The organism is Pandoraea anhela (assembly GCF_902459655.1).
Lineage (GTDB): Bacteria > Pseudomonadota > Gammaproteobacteria > Burkholderiales > Burkholderiaceae > Pandoraea > Pandoraea anhela.
Genome location: NZ_CABPSB010000001.1, coordinates 677,340 through 693,589 on the forward strand (window position 1 = coordinate 677,340; position 16,250 = coordinate 693,589).

18 protein-coding genes are annotated in these 16,250 nt (G+C 65.0%); 13 read left to right on the plus strand and 5 right to left on the minus strand.

The window, feature by feature from the left end:
- Nucleotides 1–217: 217 nt before the first annotated feature.
- From PAN31108_RS02795 to PAN31108_RS02845, 11 genes are all read left to right on the plus strand, one after another.
- Nucleotides 218–790, plus strand: coding sequence for an RNA polymerase sigma factor (locus PAN31108_RS02795; protein WP_069343110.1), 573 nt, complete (start codon nucleotides 218–220; stop codon nucleotides 788–790).
- A complete protein-coding gene (locus PAN31108_RS02800; protein WP_150667345.1) occupies nucleotides 787–1,215 on the plus strand; it encodes a DUF3619 family protein in 429 nt (142 codons plus the stop codon). Before PAN31108_RS02795 ends, PAN31108_RS02800 begins: the two co-directional genes overlap by 4 nt.
- 22 nt (nucleotides 1,216–1,237) lie before the next feature.
- Complete coding sequence (locus PAN31108_RS02805) at nucleotides 1,238–2,110, plus strand: DUF3106 domain-containing protein (protein WP_174994815.1); 873 nt, start codon at nucleotides 1,238–1,240, stop codon at nucleotides 2,108–2,110.
- Nucleotides 2,111–2,329: 219 nt separating this feature from the next.
- Nucleotides 2,330–2,899, plus strand: a complete 570-nt coding sequence (locus tag PAN31108_RS02810) for an RDD family protein (protein ID WP_150667347.1) — start codon at nucleotides 2,330–2,332, stop codon at nucleotides 2,897–2,899.
- Nucleotides 2,900–2,906: 7 nt separating this feature from the next.
- Nucleotides 2,907–3,863: an esterase/lipase family protein gene (locus PAN31108_RS02815; protein WP_150667348.1), complete on the plus strand. Its 957-nt coding sequence runs from the start codon at nucleotides 2,907–2,909 to the stop codon at nucleotides 3,861–3,863.
- A gap of 218 nt (nucleotides 3,864–4,081) precedes the next feature.
- Nucleotides 4,082–5,014, plus strand: coding sequence for a UDP-2,3-diacylglucosamine diphosphatase (locus PAN31108_RS02820; RefSeq protein WP_370819561.1), 933 nt, complete (start codon nucleotides 4,082–4,084; stop codon nucleotides 5,012–5,014).
- Nucleotides 5,015–5,193: 179 nt separating this feature from the next.
- The gene (locus PAN31108_RS02825) at nucleotides 5,194–6,228 is read left to right on the plus strand and encodes a glycosyltransferase family 4 protein (RefSeq protein WP_150667350.1); all 1,035 of its coding nucleotides are present in this window, start codon (nucleotides 5,194–5,196) and stop codon (nucleotides 6,226–6,228) included.
- 38 nt (nucleotides 6,229–6,266) lie between these two features.
- Nucleotides 6,267–6,701, plus strand: a complete 435-nt coding sequence (locus PAN31108_RS02830) for a diacylglycerol kinase (protein WP_044456189.1) — start codon at nucleotides 6,267–6,269, stop codon at nucleotides 6,699–6,701.
- 142 nt (nucleotides 6,702–6,843) lie between these two features.
- Nucleotides 6,844–7,512: a TetR/AcrR family transcriptional regulator gene (locus PAN31108_RS02835; protein ID WP_069343104.1), complete on the plus strand. Its 669-nt coding sequence runs from the start codon at nucleotides 6,844–6,846 to the stop codon at nucleotides 7,510–7,512.
- A gap of 3 nt (nucleotides 7,513–7,515) precedes the next feature.
- Nucleotides 7,516–8,112 (plus strand): LOG family protein, encoded by a 597-nt coding sequence (locus PAN31108_RS02840; RefSeq protein ID WP_150667351.1) that lies wholly within the window; start codon nucleotides 7,516–7,518, stop codon nucleotides 8,110–8,112.
- Nucleotides 8,113–8,543: 431 nt separating this feature from the next.
- A complete protein-coding gene (locus PAN31108_RS02845) occupies nucleotides 8,544–9,086 on the plus strand; it encodes a DUF2062 domain-containing protein (protein ID WP_174994816.1) in 543 nt (180 codons plus the stop codon).
- Nucleotides 9,087–9,167: 81 nt separating this feature from the next.
- On the opposite strand, the gene PAN31108_RS02850 is transcribed toward PAN31108_RS02845, so the two are convergent.
- Complete coding sequence (locus PAN31108_RS02850; protein WP_150667353.1) at nucleotides 9,168–9,788, minus strand: DUF924 family protein; 621 nt, start codon at nucleotides 9,786–9,788, stop codon at nucleotides 9,168–9,170.
- A 48-nt stretch (nucleotides 9,789–9,836) separates the two neighbouring features.
- A complete protein-coding gene (locus tag PAN31108_RS02855; protein ID WP_150667354.1) occupies nucleotides 9,837–10,568 on the minus strand; it encodes an alanyl-tRNA editing protein in 732 nt (243 codons plus the stop codon).
- Between the two features lie 302 nt (nucleotides 10,569–10,870).
- Between PAN31108_RS02855 and PAN31108_RS02860 the strand changes: the two genes are divergently transcribed.
- Together PAN31108_RS02860 and PAN31108_RS02865 are read left to right on the plus strand one after the other, a co-directional pair.
- Nucleotides 10,871–11,356: a tetratricopeptide repeat protein gene (locus PAN31108_RS02860; RefSeq protein WP_150667355.1), complete on the plus strand. Its 486-nt coding sequence runs from the start codon at nucleotides 10,871–10,873 to the stop codon at nucleotides 11,354–11,356.
- 41 nt (nucleotides 11,357–11,397) lie between these two features.
- Nucleotides 11,398–12,393 (plus strand): hypothetical protein, encoded by a 996-nt coding sequence (locus PAN31108_RS02865; RefSeq protein ID WP_150667356.1) that lies wholly within the window; start codon nucleotides 11,398–11,400, stop codon nucleotides 12,391–12,393.
- Nucleotides 12,394–12,466: 73 nt separating this feature from the next.
- Here the strand turns inward: PAN31108_RS02865 and PAN31108_RS02870 are convergent, their stop codons facing one another.
- The 3 genes from PAN31108_RS02870 to PAN31108_RS02880 form a co-directional block, all read right to left on the minus strand.
- Nucleotides 12,467–12,910, minus strand: a complete 444-nt coding sequence (locus tag PAN31108_RS02870) for a group II truncated hemoglobin (protein WP_150667357.1) — start codon at nucleotides 12,908–12,910, stop codon at nucleotides 12,467–12,469.
- 179 nt (nucleotides 12,911–13,089) lie between these two features.
- Nucleotides 13,090–15,648, minus strand: coding sequence for an ABC transporter permease (locus tag PAN31108_RS02875; protein ID WP_246183732.1), 2,559 nt, complete (start codon nucleotides 15,646–15,648; stop codon nucleotides 13,090–13,092).
- On the minus strand, nucleotides 15,635–16,231 hold the full coding sequence (locus PAN31108_RS02880; RefSeq protein ID WP_174994817.1) for a DUF4126 domain-containing protein: 597 nt from the start codon (nucleotides 16,229–16,231) through the stop codon (nucleotides 15,635–15,637). Before PAN31108_RS02880 ends, PAN31108_RS02875 begins: the two co-directional genes overlap by 14 nt.
- Nucleotides 16,232–16,250: the final 19 nt, after the last annotated feature.

Below are 16,250 nucleotides of genomic sequence, written 5' to 3' on the forward strand. Positions count from 1 at the left end.
AAGTCCCTACGCTGGTGCACAATCTTCACACGATAGGAACCCGGCGATGACGCCCGGCGTCGTAACTCGGCACAACGTGACACAACCGGAAGCAAAATCGGTTACAGGCAGGCGCGTTTTTGGTAGCATCCGCACCGACTACGCGATCTTTACGTAATCTTTACGCTTAAACGGCATTTCACAGGCGCAGCGGCAGACGCTGCGTGTACCCCACCGGATGGCATCTGACAAGGAACTGGCGGATTTTCTCGCAGGCATCGAGCGGCGCGCTTTCAAGCAGGCCGTCTATGCCGTACGCGACGACGAGGCCGCCCTCGATATCGTTCAGGATGCGATGATCCGTCTGGCCGAAAAGTACGGCGACAAGCCGCCGGCCGACCTGCCGTTGCTGTTCACGCGCATCCTCCAGAACACCATTCACGACTATTTCCGCCGCCAGAAGGTGCGCAACACCTGGGTGACGCTGTTCTCCAACCTCGCCGGCCCCGGCGAGGACGAACGCGACGATTTCGACCCCCTCGAAACCTTGCTGGGCGAGGACGGGTCGGTGCAGACCGAGAGCAGCGAAGACTCGGTTTCGCGTGCCGAAATCCTCACGCTCATCGAGGCGGAAATACAGAAACTACCGACACGTCAACGAGAAGCCTTCCTCATGCGTTACTGGGAGGACATGGACGTTGCCGAGACCGCCGCCACGATGGGGTGCTCCGAAGGCAGCGTCAAAACGCACTGCTCGCGTGCTACCCACGCGTTGGCACAGGCGTTGAAGGCAAAAGGGATCAGGTTATGAGTCACGATCTGGAAACGAGGGAAATTCGCTTCGCACATCGCGTGCGACTGGCATTGGACGAAGCCTCCGATGCACCGTCGCCGAACATCGCGGCCCGGCTGGCCGCCGCGCGCCAGCAGGCGCTCGCCCGCAAGAAACCCGAACCGGTCGCAGTCGTGCAACCGGCGCTGGTACTCGCGGGTGTCGGGGGCATGCAGTCGCCGGAAGTCGGCGGGCCGCGCCGCGCACTGGATAAACTCAGCCGTCTGGGCCTGCTCTGGCCGCTCGCCGCACTGGTGATCGGTCTGGCCGGCATAGCGTACTGGGAACATCAGCAGCACATTCAGGATCTGGCGGATATCGATGCTGCCGTATTGAGCGACGAATTGCCGCTGTCGGCCTACGCCGACCACGGCTTCAACGCCTATGTGAAGCGTGCCCAGTAGTCCCCCCATCCAAGACCGCCCAGTGACGCGACGCAACGTACTTTTTCTGGTCGCCGCGCTAATCGTCGCCGGCCTCGCCGGCACGGCCGCGCTGCGCCGCTCGCAAGCACCTGACGCCGCCCCCGTGGTGTCCGATGCGCCGCCGACCATCGGCGGCGCATCCGTCGTGGCCGGCAGCAGTTCGGCCGGATTTGCCACTTCGGCCAGCCCGGCAGCCCCGGTCGGTACGCCGTCCTCCGGTGCCACGGCGGGCGCCGGCACCGCGGCAGGCGCCCTGCCCTCGCCCGGTGGCGCCTGGGCCAAGCTCAATGCCGCCCAACAGGAAGCGCTCGCCCCCCTTTCCCAAGACTGGAATCGGATGAACGAGCGCCACCGCGAAAAGTGGATCGAGATCGCCAAGCGTTTCCAGACGTTGTCACCCGAGGGCCGTAAGCGTCTGCACGACCGCATGGCAGACTGGGTGCGCCTCACGCCGGAGCAGCGCCAGTTGGCCCGCGAGAGCTATCAGAACGCCAAGACGCTGCCGCCGGAGCGCAAGGCGCAGGTGTGGCAGCAATACCAGCAACTCACGGAAGAGCAGAAAAAGCGTCTCGCCGCAGACGACAAGAAGCTGTCCAATCGCCCCAACGTCGTCAGCGCGCCGCCTTCAGGGCGCTCGGGGGTAAAAAATCCGTACGCGGTCGTGCATCGCAAGGACATCGGCATCGCGGCCAAAAACGGCGCATTGCCGGCTCCCGCCCCGATGGTCGCATCGACGCCGGGCGCCACGCAGCCCGCCACGGCCTCTGCGCCGGGCGTCTCCGCACCGGCGCCGTCGGCGGCCAGCAACGGGACGGCCAGCGCCGCGCCCGCCAGCAGCGAGAAGAACGGCGAAGCCGGGTTCGACAAGCCGTAACGCCCCCCAGGCACCCGAAATACCCGAAGTACCCGAAATACCCCAGTCTGCCGGCGGCCGTTGGCCTTTCGCACCGCCGCCGGCAGGCTGGCGGATGGGCCGACTGGCCCATCTGCACAATCTTCCGCATAATGGACGGCGCTCCCGACGCGAACGCGTAGCGCCAAAGCCGAACGTGGCGCCGGAGTTCTCGCCCCTAAGATCTCGGACCACGCTGCGATGACCGACTCCGTCACGACCCAACCCGCCACGCCGCCGCGCCCGCAAACGTTGACGACCGCCTTCGCGCCGTCAGCTTCCCCTGCCGGGAATGCGGTGCCCACGCTGCGCCGACGCCTGCTGTCGATGGTCTACGAGTCGCTGTTGCTCTTTGGCGTGCTGTTCCTGGCGGGCTACCTCTTTAGCGCGCTGACCCAGCAACGCAGCGGCCTGATGTACCGCCACGCAATGCAGACGTGGCTGTTTCTCGTTCTCGGCGTCTACTTCGTCTGGTTCTGGACGCACGGCGGCCAGACGCTCGCCATGAAGACCTGGAAGATCCGTCTGGTCGATGCCCACGGCCACCCGGTAAGCCCCGGCCGCGCGATCTTGCGCTACGTTCTCGCCTGGCTGTGGGTGCTTCCGGCAATGGCGATCGACTGGGCATTAGGGCTGACGGGCTGGCACAGTGTCGGGTTGCTCGCGGGCTGGGTGGTGCTCTGGGCGCTGGCCATGCGCGTGATGCCCGATCATCAATTCGTCCACGATCGGCTTGCCGGCACACGGCTCGTCAGCGTACTGACCCAATGAGGCGTCGATGAGCAAGCCGGTCCCGCCCACCGCCGACGCGCTGCGCGCCTCTCGCCCGCACCTGATCTATGGCGGCGTGGAGATCGGGCTGTCGATCGTGGTCGCGGTCGCAACGTGGTCGGCGTGGCACAACCCCTGGGCGACGTTTCTGTGGACCCTCCTCTGGCTCCCGGTCTCTCACGCCATCGGACTCGCCGCCGGCTTCGTCATGGCCGCCCAGGGCGACCCCGCGCCCGAGCGGCGAACTTCCGCCGGCACGAACGTCGCGGTCTGGGTGTACGAATGCGCGGCGTCGATCCTCCTGCTCGACCTCTATCAACCATGGTTCAGCACCGCCACGCTGCCGGCGCCCGGCGGCCCGGCGCGTCCCGTCGCCGTGTTGCTGCTGCATGGTTATGGATGCAACCGTGCGTTCTGGCTTCGTTTCTCGCGGCATCTGGCGGACGCCGGCTATCACAGCGACGCGATCAACCTCGCCCCGTTACTCGGTGACATCGACGACTATGCCGAGACGATCGCCGAGGCCGTGCAGGCACTTGCCGAGCGCACGCGCGCCCCGGTCGTCATCGTGGGTCACAGCATGGGAGGGCTGGCGGCGCGCGCCTGTCTGCGCCGCTATCCGACGTTGCCCGTCGTGCACACCGTCACGCTGGGTTCGCCGCACTTCGGCACGCTTCACGCGCGTCACGGCATCGGGCGCAACGTGCGCCAGATGGGCATCGGCAGCGAATGGCTGGTGGCGCTCGCCAGCAGCGAAAAAGATTCGGAGCGGGCACGCATCACGTCGATCTACACGGCGCACGACAACGTGGTTTATCCCGTGCGCACTTCGATACTGCCGGGCGCGCGCAATATTGCCATCGAAGGACTCGGCCATGTGTCGCTCGGCACGCATCCGCGCTCGCGGGCGCTGGTGCTGGAGACGCTGGAGCGTGTCGCACAGGGATTGCGTCACGGCGCCTGAGCGCATCGCCTCGCGCAGAGGACGCGGAGAGCGCAAAGGACGCACAGAGCGACGCACACCGCTTCAGCGGCTTCGGCAATTGTCGCGTCGGCGCGACGTCGGAAGACACTTTCGCGACACGTGCGTGACTGTCATCGTCTCTTCACGAAGCCATGGCGCAATGCACGCATGTTCAACGCGACGTGCGAGCCGCTATGACGACGACCCCCACCTTCGAGTTGCCGATCCCCACGCCCGCAGCTCGCGCCGGTCACTTCGCAGATACCCCGCCGGGCCGCCCCGCTCCCCCGCCCGCCAGCCCGCCCACCGCGCCTCCCACCTCGATCGATCTGCCGCCGGACACCCCCGACCCGCTCGACCCGCCCCCCGAAGGCATCACCCGTTACCGCACGATCTGGCTCTCGGACATCCACCTCGGCACGCAAGGCTGTCAGGCGGAATATCTGCTCGACTTCCTGCGTCACCACGAATCGGACTATCTGTATCTGGTCGGCGACATCATCGACGGCTGGCATCTGCGCAAGGGCTGGCACTGGCCGCAAGCGCATAACGACGTCGTGCAGAAGATGCTGCGCCGCGCACGCAAGGGCACACAAGTCATCTACGTGCCCGGCAACCACGACGAAGCCGCACGCCAGTTCTGCGGGCTGGCCTTCGGCGACATCGCCGTACGAGACGAGGCGTTTCACACCACGCTCTCGGGCAAGCGCCTGTGGATCACCCACGGCGATCTGTTCGACGGCGTTATTCAGCACGCCAAATGGCTCGCTTATCTGGGCGACTCGCTCTACACCCTCACGCTGCTCCTGAACCGCTGGTTCAACCGCGTGCGCACACGCTTCGGCTTCCCGTACTGGTCGCTCTCGCAGTACCTGAAACATCAGGTGAAAAACGCCGTGAACTTCATCTCGGCGTTCGAGCATGTCATGGCGGACGAGGCCCGTCGACGGGGTTGCGACGGCGTGGTGTGCGGCCACATTCACAAGCCCGAAATCCGCGAGATCGACGGGCTGCTCTATTGCAACGACGGCGACTGGGTCGAGAGCCTGTCGGCGCTTGTCGAGACGATGGAAGGCGAACTGAAGATCGTCTACTGGACGCAGAAACGCGATACCCGCCTCACCGTGAAAGCGATACCCGTCAGTGCCTGAGAGGGCCACGGAGGTCAGACGCGTCGGACAGCGGCATGGCCCGACGACATCGCCCGCCCCCTCCGGGCCCACCCGATTTCAACCCGTGCACGAGCGGCAGTCCTGTGCCGCCGGTGCCCCCCCTCACGCGCGATCGCGCGTGTCATTCCACCCGCGCCGTGTGCGCGAAGGAGCGCCCGATGAAAATCATGATCATCACCGACGCCTGGGATCCGCAGATCAACGGCGTGGTCCGCACGTTGAAGAACACGCGCGCTCAGTTGGAGGCCGCCGGCCATCGTGTCGAGTTGCTCACGCCCCAGGAATTCCGCACGATCCCGTGTCCGACGTACCCCGAAATCCGTCTTGCGTTCTTCGCTGCCGGACGCGTCGCTCGCCGCATCGAGGCATTCGCCCCGGACGCGCTGCATATCGCGACCGAGGGCCCGCTCGGCATGGCCGCGCGCAAATGGGCTTTGCGCAACGACTTCCCGTTCACCACGGCCTATCACACCCGCTTCCCCGAATACGTGCAGGCGCGCTTCGGCTTTCCGCTGGCCGCCACGTACCGCTTTTTGCGGTGGTTCCATAAGCCGTCGCGTGCCGTCATGGCCCCGACGCCCGTGGTCAGGCGCGACCTGGAGGCCAACGGTTTCAACAACGTGGTGTTGTGGACGCGCGGCGTCGATCTCGACATCTTCCGTGTGCAGGGAGCACATGTGCTAAATTCAGCACATCCGATTTTCCTCTACGTGGGGCGCGTTGCCGTGGAGAAAAACATCGAGGCGTTCCTGAAGCTGGATCTACCGGGCTCGAAATGGGTTGCGGGCGAAGGGCCGCAACTGGCCGAACTGCGCTCGCGCTATCCCGATGTGAACTATCTCGGCATGCTCTCGCAGCCGGAGTTGGCGAAGGTTTATGCGTCGGCCGACGTGTTCGTCTTCCCGAGTCGCACGGATACGTTCGGACTGGTGCTGCTCGAAGCCATGGCGTGCGGTTTGCCCGTTGCGGCGTTTCCGGTGACCGGCCCGATCGATGTGCTCGACGGGTGCCCCGAGGGCGAAGGCGGCGCGCTGCGAGAGGATCTGCGCGAAGCGTGTCTCGATGCGCTCAAAGTCCCGCGCGCGAGCGCGCGCGCCTGGGCCGAGCGATTCTCGTGGCAAGCCGCCTCGGAAGAGTTCGTCTCGCATCTTCATCCGCGCAAGCCCGAGCATTCGCTCGCGCCTGCGATCTGATCCACCTATCAAGCCCCTTGCGGCGAGGAACCTGACGCTTGTTCATCGATCACCCGCCGCCACGCGACAAACAACCGAATCCGTACAAGGGCAACCGGGGCGTCATGCGCGCATGGCGCGCCCTGAAGTACTCGCTGTCCGGCTTCAAGTTTGCCGTGTTCGAAGAGAGCGCCTTCCGCCAGGAACTCGCGCTCGCCGCCATCCTCCTGCCGGCTGCGATTTTCCTGCCGGTCACCGCCGTCGAGCGCGTACTGCTGATCGGCTCGATTCTGCTCGTGCTCATCATCGAGCTGATCAATTCGAGCATCGAAGCTGCCATCGACCGGATTTCACTCGAGCGGCACGAACTTTCCAAGCGTGCGAAGGATTTCGGCAGCGCCGCAGTCCTCGTCGCGCTCGGCCTGTGCCTGCTGACCTGGGCGTCGCTTGCGGGACCGGTCATCGTGGACCTCGTACGTACGGCATTTTTCTGATATCGCGCTTCCCTGTCTGCCCCCATGCTTGGCAGCGGTCGGCTGCCGGGTATAATCGGTCGCCGTAGACCTGCTACTCAACTCATAAACGCAAGCGGAGAACATCCTTCGCCGAGCTTGCCGCTAACCGGGGCCGACAGACATGGAAGCAAAGCCGCCACGCCGAACCCGCGAACGAATTCTCGAAGTGTCGCTACGACTCTTCAACGAAATCGGCGAACCGAACGTCACTACCACTACGATTGCCGAGGAGATGAAAATCAGCCCGGGCAATCTTTACTATCACTTCCGCAATAAAGACGACATCATCAACAGCATCTTTGCGCAGTTCGAGCAGGAAATCGAACGGCGCCTGCGGCTGCCCGACGATCACAAGCCCACGCTCGACGAAGTCTGGACGTACTTGCAGTACATGTCCGAATTTCTGTGGCGCTTCCGTTTCCTCTATCGCGACCTCAACGACCTACTGGCGCGCAACCGCACGCTCGAAACGCATTTCAAGCAGATCGTGGGCCACAAGAAGCGGTTCGCACGCGAGATGTGCGATCTGCTCGTGGCCGATGGCGAAATGGAGATCACTCCGGAACAGATCGATGTCGTGACCACCAACATGGTGGTGTTGTCCACGTACTGGTTGTCCTATCAATTCGTGATGAATCCCCGCAAATACAACGATCCGGAAGAAATCGGCGCGGGGTTGCATCAATCGAGCTACCACATCCTCTCGCAGATGGCGCCTTACCTGAAGGGCAAGTCGCGCGAGCTTTACGACAAGATGGCTCGGGAATCCTCATCGAAGGGAGTGCAGTAAGGCATGTCGTCGGAAGTCAAATCCATTTGTATCTACTGCGGCGCGGCCACCGGCGTACGTCCCGAATACGCGGATGCGGCGCGTGAACTGGGTCGTCGCATGGCCGAAGCCGGGGTCCGTCTCGTCTACGGCGGCGGCAAGGTCGGCCTGATGGGCATCATCGCCGATGCCGTGCTCGCGCATGGCGGTCAGGCGGTCGGCATCATCCCGAAGGCACTGATGGAAAAGGAAGTCGGCCATACCGGGCTGACGGAGTTGCACGTCGTCGAGAACATGCATCAGCGCAAGCAGATGATGGCGGACCTCTCGGATGCTTTCATCGCCATGCCGGGCGGCATCGGCACGTGCGAAGAATTGTTCGAGGTCTTTACCTGGCTGCAAATCGGCTACCACGCGAAGCCGATCGGTCTGCTCAACATCGAGCACTACTACGATCCGCTGATCGTGTTCCTGAAGTCGATGGTGGCCGAGCAGTTCCTCAAGGCCCCGCAACTCGATCAGTTGCAGGTCGAAGCGTCGCCCGAAGCGATGCTCGACACGATGCGTCACTTCAAACCGGCGCAAATCGATCGCTGGTCCGATCAGCGCTCGCAGATTTGAGCGTTGGCATGATCCCTGCGCGGTAGCAATGCCGCGCAGGACTGCCTTCACGTGGCGCCCCGCCAACGTGCACCGCTTTTTTCCGGCACGCCTGATTTCGCCTGTCGTTCCCACCGGCTCCTGTCTGTCGTCCTGCCCCCACTTCGCTGCCGCCGCCTTGCTGCCCTAATGCCTTGATGCATTGATGCTTGGTGGCTTGGTGGCTTGGCACCCGCCAACGCCGCATCGCACGCGCAGTTCTCCTGCCTCAACGTGTATTACCTGCCATCTTGTGACATCTCCCGGCAACCGTCGCCGTTCGTCACCGCATTGAACTCTTGCCGCTCCCATTACTCAGACATCCGTTACATGCGGACGTTTTTTCACACACGCCCATTCATGCCCGCCTGGGTCAACATCCTACGACGCGCAACCTGCCCATGATGTTAAAGATGCTTCGCCCAATGCGACTGCTGCGTTCGCGCTGGCTGCGTCCGCATGCCGGCATGTTGCTGCGCCGTAGCTTGTGGCAGGCGACGCCGCGCGGCGTGGCCATCGGGTTAGCGTGTGGTGTCTTTTTCGGTTTTTTGCTGCCGGTCGCGCAAATGCCCGTGGCGATCCTCGTCGCTGCCTTCCTGCGCGGGAATCTGTTTCTTGCCACGACGGGCACGCTCATCACCAATCCACTGACCGTGCCGTTCGTCTATCTGGGGGCGCATCGCCTTGGTCGCTGGATGCTCGACTGGTCGCCCAAAGCCGAGTTCGAGGCGACGGTCGCCGCTGCGGCACACGCGAGCGAGAGTTTCTGGACACAACTGTTGCATTTCGACTTCGGCACCGCGACGTTGCATCTCGGCGCCGGTTTGGCCGCCTTTGCCGTGGTCGGCGGCGTGCTCGCGTATGTGATCGGATTCTTTGCCATCCATTGGCATCAGCAACGCCGCGCAGTCACCGTCCGGCACGCGCCGTCGGCGCCGCCTCCCGAGGTCGGCTGAACCCATTTGGCCGCAACGGCGACGCCGCGCGAGAAGCGTAGATACGTCACCCGTCGAAGCGCAAGCGCCTCAGCGCCGATATCAGAACGACGATCCCGGTTCCTTCAGAAACGCGATCTCCTCGGGCGTCGACACACGTCCCAATGCGGCATTACGGTGCGGATACCGGCCGAAACGCTCGATGATGACCGCGTGATTGCGCGCGTAATCGAGGTTGTCGACGAGCCCCGACGCCTGCGCCAATTGCTCGTACAACGCCAATGAGACGTGCTGGCTCTCCAGCGATTCGTCATGTTCGAACGGCAGATAGACGAAGACGCGATGCTGCGCGGTCGGCAGTCGATGGTCGTCGCCCGCCTCCACCAGACGACGCGCCACCGTCAACGCCTGTGCATCGCCGGCAAAGGCCTGCGCCTGATGCCGGAACAGATTGCGTGAGAACTGATCGAGCACCACGATCAGTGCACAGGCGCCGAGCGGGGTGTCGGCCCAGTCGCGCAGTTCCCCCGCCACCGCCTGCGCATGCAATGCGCCGAAGCGGGTGCGAATCTCGTCGTCGAAGGCGTCCGATTTGCGAAACCACTCGGGACGCGCCATGCCATACGCCTCGGCATCCGGCGCGCCGAACCAAAAGTCGAGCACTGCCTGCCAAGGTTGCGCCGAGTGTGATTGCGAGAAATGCGCTGCTGCCGGAGTCGCCATCGGAAATCCTGAGGAAAAGATTGGGGGAATGGCCCGATGATGCCAGACTCAGGCGAATGCCAACACCACCCGACGGGTGCGCGACGTCTTCTTCTCGATCTTCGCCACGCGCAACGCCCCGATTTCCGACGTATTGCCCACATGCGTGCCGCCGCACGGTTGCAGATCGATGCCGTCGATACGCACCAGACGCACGCGCCCCAGCCCGACCGGCGGTTTCACGCTCATCGTGCGCACCAACTCCGGACGCGCCGCCATCTCCTCATCACTGATGCTATCGATCGCCACCGGCCGCGCCGCCGCGACCAGCGCCGCCAGTCCGGCCTCGACCGTCTCGCGTTCGATGGACTCGTTGGTGACGAAGTCGAGCCGCGCATACTCGGTGGTGATGCTGCATCCGTCGACCGGGTGCGGCAGCACCGCACACATCAGATGCGACGCGGTATGAAACCGCATGTGACGGAAGCGCCGCTCCCAGTCGATTTCCGCCCGAACGACGTCGCCTACCGACAAGTTGGCCAGCACATCGGCCTGCCCCTCGGCGGGCACGTGAACGGCGTCGTCGGGCGTTGCGCCTTCGCGCTTCGATTTGCGTGTGTCGCCAATGGCCAGACGCGTGCCGTCCGCGATCACCAGCGCGCCGGCGTCGCCCGCCTGTCCGCCACCTAGCGGATAGAAGACGGTGCGGTCGAGCATGATGCCCATCTCGTCGATATGCGTGATGCGTGCCTCACATTGGCGCAGATAGGCGTCTTGTCGAAAGAGCGCTTCGGTTGTCATGGTGCCTCCTTTGGGAACTGAATATATTCGCGCGACTCCGGCCCCCGTGGCAAGGCACAATCGCGCACCCGAAGGCCGGTACGGTCGGCACACGCCCACCGGCGATCCGGTTCCCGAGCATCGTCCCAACCGGGTCGGCTTTGGTCCTGGACGCCGCCAATCCCGTAGGTCGGCCCCCAACCAAACGCAAGTTGCGCGAATTCTCGACACCGTTTGTCGCGGCGCTATAGCGGCAACGTCTTGTGAGCCGCACATTACGTGGCGATCGCACCGACGCGATCGAATTTGCAAGGAAAGATGCCATGACGAGAACCTCCATTGGCCGGCGCAACGACGTCCCGCCGGCAGCCTTCGCACGACGACTGCCACCGGCGCCCGGCGTGCCGACACGCCCCTCCCGTAGTATCAACGGGCCGGTCGACGCCCACGCCCTCGCACACGCCTATGCCCTGCACGCCGCAAACGATCTGGAGGGCGCGGCACAGGCGTTCGCGTCCATATGCAGCGCGCTTCCCGAAAACGCCGACGCTTACAAGGCGTTCGGTTACGTCCTTTGCCAACTCGGGGACTACGAACATGCCATCACGCCGTTGATCGTCGCCGTCGCCCGCGAGTACGGCAATCCTGAGCCGTTGTATTTCGCCGCCCTCTGTATGCACCAGACAGGCGATATCGAGACGGCACGCGAGATGGCCGTCGATGCCCTGGAAATGGCCCGCAGCTCGCATCATCACGCCGGTCTGCAAGACAACCTGACACGTCTGCTGCGTCTGCTCGACGGACGCTGAAACACTTCTCTGCGCTCCCCTGATTAAGGATTTCCCCCCGAATGCGAAACACCAGCTTCTCCCCGACTACCTCATCGATCTCCCCCTCGTTCGCGACAGGCACGCGGCTTGCCCGTGACAACGAGACGGCACTCAGGACCGACGCCGCCAGAGCGCTCGGTGCACTGGCACGAAACGCAGGATCGATCGCCGCACCCAATCTTGCATCCAGTACAGCATCCACCGCCGGATCGCTGGCGGACCTTGCGCCGTCCCCTCCCGCCGTGGGCCGCTTCGCCGCGTTGCTCCAGCACATCGGCAATTTCGCGCTGAGTGTGAGTGCGTTGAGTGTGGCCAGTCTCGCCACGGTCAAGGAAACGTATGAGAGCAGTGCGCTATCCAACGCTCACAAGATCACGCTGGGTACCGCAACAGCGGCATCGCTGACGAGCCTGATGGATCTCGCGGTCGCCGTTGGCAAATACTGCAATCCGTCGGCGTCCAGCGCACAGATTCAGAACACCGCGTGGCTGGCGTCCGCCGGAAGCCTGCTCGGTTCGAAGCACCTCGAAACCTACGGTGGCAAATATCAGGCGACCCTGCTCGGCACGTCGATGATCTTGTTCATCAACGGCGCGGGACAACTCGCGGGCGGACATGATGGCAAAAAGGAGATCGACGATGCCGTGACACCCGGCCCCCTGGCACTTGCGCGGCCGTCAGAGACGCCGGCCACCGAGTTGCAGCATCTCGACACCTTGCAAAACTGCATCGGCTTTGCCGCATTGGCGTACCGGGTCTTCGGCGATGCGATAACGACCGGCGTCATCGACTGGATGAGCGCTAAAGAGGCGAAGCGCCACATGGATGTCGTCCAGCGTGCGCTGGACTACGAGGAACCGTTCGGCGCGGCGGGAACGTACAAGACCCGCAATGCCGAATCGGACCTCGAAGCCGGCGAGGTTTCGGACGATAGCGGGATGGACGACGGCTCGCTGCGAAGTGTGTCGTCAAGCGTGCCGTACGTGCCCGATGCGCCGCTCGTCTCCACGCTTTGATGTCGCCAGGGGCCGCTGGCTCCGGTGACCGGGTTGATCGACCAGGTAGATCGACCGCGCTCGCCCCTTCGATCTAACCGGCCTTGTTGCGCATCCAGTCTGCGGTGCCGTAGAACGCCTGCATCAGACGCGCCTGCAACGCCTCTTCGACGCCGATATCCTGCATCGCGAGCGCCATGCACCGCAGCCATTGGTCGCGCTCGCCGGAGGCGATCGGGAACGGCAGATGGCGCGCGCGCAGCATCGGGTGACCGAATCGTTCGATGTAATGGTTCGGCCCGCCCAGCCAGCCGCACAGGAACCAGAAGAGTTTGTCGCGCGATCCGTCGAGCGAGGCCGGATGCATGCCGCGAATGCCCGCGAACTCGGGCTCCAGATCCATCAGGTCGTAGAACCGGTCGACAAGCTCGCGCACGCGGGGCTCGCCGCCGAGCAAAGAAAAGGCGGTCGGTTGTGCAGGCGTGTCTTGCACATCGTCTTGCGCCGCAGGGGTTGGGGAGGTGTTTTCGGTCGTCATGGCCGATATTGTGCCCGAGGCCCGTCAGGCCTGCCATGATCGGCCTCGCGCCCACGTCTCGTCGACGTCCCGAAAACCCGAGGAAACGCGCCATCGCGCACCTAAGCGCACCTCAGCACACCTCAGCGCCCCGCAGAGCACGTCGCAGCGACATGCTCTGCCCAGACAGCCCCCAGCGTTCAGACATCGCGCAACGTGCGCAGCGCCGACTGCCGCAGCACCGCACGCAGGCCGCTCCACCCGCCGATGAGCGCGCACAGCACCCCGGCGCCGATGCCCAGCACGGGCAGCCACGGATTGAAGCGCAACGCGAACTCGAAGACATACCGCGCCAACGCCCAGCCCAGCGCCGCCGCGCCCAGCGACGCGAGCAGGCCGGCCAGCGCACCGACCGTCACCAGTTCCGCCAGATGCACGTCGCGCAGCTGTCGCGACGACGCGCCGAGCGCCCGCAGAATGCCGCTCTCGCGCATGCGCTCGTCGCGCGTGCCGGCCAGCGCCGCGTAAAGCACGAGCACCCCGGCTGCGAGCGTGAAGAGGAAGAGCGCCTGCACGGCGTCGATCACCTGCGACAGAATCTGCTGAATCTGCGCGAGCAAGGCGCCCGTATCGATCACCGTCACGTTCGGGAACTGACGCACCAAGCCATCCGCCACCCCCTGCTGTTGCGGCGAGAGATGGAACGACGTGATCCACGTCATCGGAAAATCCTGCAGTGCGGCCGGCGGCATCACCACGAAAAAGTTCACGCGCATCGATCCCCAGTCGAGTTTGCGCAGGCTCGTGATCGGCGCGTCGATGGTCTGCCCGGTCACTTCGAAACGCAACACGTCGCCCAGTTTCAGGCCCAGTGTCTTCGCGATACCCTCCTCCATCGAGATCTGCGGCTTCGTGGCATCGCCGTACCACTGCCCGGCGGTCACGCGGTTGCCCTCGGGCAAGGCAGACGTGTACGACAGGTTGAACTCGCGCTCGGCAAGACGTCGCGCGCGCTCTTCGGTATAGCTTTCGCCCGTCACCGGCGTGTCGTTGATCGCGGTCAGCCGTGCGCGGATCATCGGCGAGAGTTGCGCGTCGGGCAGCCCCGCTGCGCGAAGTTGGGCGAGCACCGGTGCGTCCTGCCCCGGCTGAATATCGATGACGAACCGGTTCGGGGCGTCTGCCGGGCTCGATTGACGCCAGCCCTCGACCAGATCGTTACGCGTGACGGCGAGCAGCAATAGCGCCATCAAACCCAGCCCCAGCGCCACGACTTGCAGCGCGCTGCCCAGTCCACGACGGCGCAATCCCGCCACCGCATAGCGCCAGCCGATGCCGCCCATCGCGCCACCGGCCGCCCCATGCCGCCGCGCCCACGCTGCGAGCCCGCGAATCGCCAGCCACGCCAGCACACCGAACACCACAGCGCCGGCAACGAAACCGCCCGCCACCATCGCGCCCAGACGCAAATCTCTCGCGGCGAACAGCAACAGCGCGCCGAACGCCAACGCGCTCGCGCCATAGGCGAGCCAGCCTTGCCGGCGCGCCCCGCCGGGCACATCGCGACGCATCACATGAAGCGGCGCCACTTCCGAGAGCGGCAACAACGGTGGCAGCGCGAAACCGAGCAGCATGACCAGCGAACTGGCGAGACCGAACGCCGCCGGACGCCACGTCGGCGCCGGCAACCCCGCCGGAATCACGTCGCCCAATTGCGCCAGCAGCACCTCATGCGCCGCATAGCCGAGCCCGACGCCCAGCACGCCGCCGATCAGAGCGAGCCCGATGAATTCGAGCGTCACCATGCCCCGCAATGCCCGGCGCGGCAGCCCCAGACAGCGCATGACGGCGCAGGCGTCGAGGTGACGCTCGCTATACCGGCGCGACGCGATACCCACCGCGATGGCCGCCAGCACGGCGGCAAGCAGCGCCACTAACGAGAGAAAGCGCTCGGCGCGGTCGAGCGTCTGGCGCACTTGCGGCTGGCCGTCTTCCAGCGATTCGATATGCACGCCGCGCGCCTGCTCCGCGGCCGGTCGGGCCCAGGCGGCGAACTTGCCGACCTGCGCGTCCGTTCCCGCGACCAGCAGACGATAAGTGATGCGGCTACCGAATTGCACGAGCCCCGTCGACGCCAGCTCGTCGAACCGCATCATGACGCGCGGCGCGAGCGAGCCGAAGCCGTAGCCACGATCCATCTCGCGCGTGATGACCGCGGCCACGCGCAACGTGCGGTTGCCGACACGAATGGCGTCGCCGGGTTTGACGTGCAGCGCGTCGAGCAGCGCGGCGTCGACCCAGACGGTGCCCGGCGCGGGAATGTCGGTCGCGGGCGCGTCCGGCGTATTGGCGCCGGCATCGGGCGCCGTGCGCACTCGACCGCGCAAGGGGTAGCCGCTACTGACGGCTTTGAGCGACGACAGACGGCTCGCGCTCGGCTCCCCGCTCCCGACGCGCTCGCCGGTCGCGCTGGCCATGCTGGGGAAATTGGCGATGACGGCCGTGGTCAGTCCGTCGGCCTGCGCCCGACGGGCGAATTCCGGCGTGAGCGGCGCGTCGCTGCGAACGACGAGATCGGCGGCGAGCATCTGACGCGCATCGCGCTCAAGCCCGCCCTGCATCCGATCGGAGAGAAAACCCACACTGGACAGCGCGCCCACCGCCAGCAACAACGCGACAAGGAGCAGATGCAACTCGCCTGCGCGCCAATCGCGCAGGAACATCCGCCAGGCCTGGCGGGCAACCTCAGTGAACCCCATCGTTCCTCAATCCTTTGACCCGCGCCAGTAACGAGCGCCATCCACGCCAGACACGCGGCAGCCACCACCACGCCAGCACGACGAATACCAACAACATCACGAGAAAAATAGCGGGAAGGAAGAACGCAAGCGCCAGTCCGCCCACCGTGGAAACATCTTCGCCGGCTGAGGCCGCGACATTCGAGAAAGGTTCCGGCGATGTGTTGATCAGCGCGCGACTGCCCGCCTTGGCCAGGTGGGCCGTGCCGGCCAGCGCACCGCCGGCCAGACCGGCCAGCACCGTGACCGTCGGGTCCATCTGCCCCAGCGCCGCCGCGCCCAGCACGATCCCCGCCGGGATGCGGATAAAGGTGTGCACGGCGTCCCAGGCGCTGTCGACGAAGGGGATTTTGTCCGCGAAGAACTCGATGGCGGCCAGCACGCCGGCCGTGGCGATGACCCACGTCGACGCCAGCACCGCCAGCGTCGGCGGCAGATGCAGCCATCCCAGCCGCGCCGCAAGCCCCGCGCAGAACACCGTCAGGTACAACCGCAGGCCGCTGCCCCAGGACAGCCCTGCACCGAGCGCAATCGATTCAAGCATGGTGACCTCGCTGCCGCCG

Bases quoted from the DNA above. Each gene is read 5' to 3' on its own strand.
- PAN31108_RS02855 (WP_150667354.1), bottom strand. From the start codon at position 10,568: ATGACAACCGAAGCGCTCTTTCGACAAGACGCCTATCTGCGCCAATGT.
- PAN31108_RS02845 (WP_174994816.1), top strand. From the start codon at position 8,544: ATGCTTCGCCCAATGCGACTGCTGCGTTCGCGCTGGCTGCGTCCGCAT.
- PAN31108_RS02800 (WP_150667345.1), top strand. From the start codon at position 787: ATGAGTCACGATCTGGAAACGAGGGAAATTCGCTTCGCACATCGCGTG.
- PAN31108_RS02840 (WP_150667351.1), top strand. From the start codon at position 7,516: ATGTCGTCGGAAGTCAAATCCATTTGTATCTACTGCGGCGCGGCCACC.
- PAN31108_RS02870 (WP_150667357.1), bottom strand. From the start codon at position 12,910: ATGACGACCGAAAACACCTCCCCAACCCCTGCGGCGCAAGACGATGTG.
- PAN31108_RS02810 (WP_150667347.1), top strand. From the start codon at position 2,330: ATGACCGACTCCGTCACGACCCAACCCGCCACGCCGCCGCGCCCGCAA.
- PAN31108_RS02815 (WP_150667348.1), top strand. From the start codon at position 2,907: ATGAGCAAGCCGGTCCCGCCCACCGCCGACGCGCTGCGCGCCTCTCGC.
- PAN31108_RS02860 (WP_150667355.1), top strand. From the start codon at position 10,871: ATGACGAGAACCTCCATTGGCCGGCGCAACGACGTCCCGCCGGCAGCC.
- PAN31108_RS02850 (WP_150667353.1), bottom strand. From the start codon at position 9,788: ATGGCGACTCCGGCAGCAGCGCATTTCTCGCAATCACACTCGGCGCAA.
- PAN31108_RS02795 (WP_069343110.1), top strand. From the start codon at position 218: ATGGCATCTGACAAGGAACTGGCGGATTTTCTCGCAGGCATCGAGCGG.
- PAN31108_RS02865 (WP_150667356.1), top strand. From the start codon at position 11,398: ATGCGAAACACCAGCTTCTCCCCGACTACCTCATCGATCTCCCCCTCG.
- PAN31108_RS02880 (WP_174994817.1), bottom strand. From the start codon at position 16,231: ATGCTTGAATCGATTGCGCTCGGTGCAGGGCTGTCCTGGGGCAGCGGC.
- PAN31108_RS02875 (WP_246183732.1), bottom strand. From the start codon at position 15,648: ATGGGGTTCACTGAGGTTGCCCGCCAGGCCTGGCGGATGTTCCTGCGC.
- PAN31108_RS02835 (WP_069343104.1), top strand. From the start codon at position 6,844: ATGGAAGCAAAGCCGCCACGCCGAACCCGCGAACGAATTCTCGAAGTG.
- PAN31108_RS02825 (WP_150667350.1), top strand. From the start codon at position 5,194: ATGAAAATCATGATCATCACCGACGCCTGGGATCCGCAGATCAACGGC.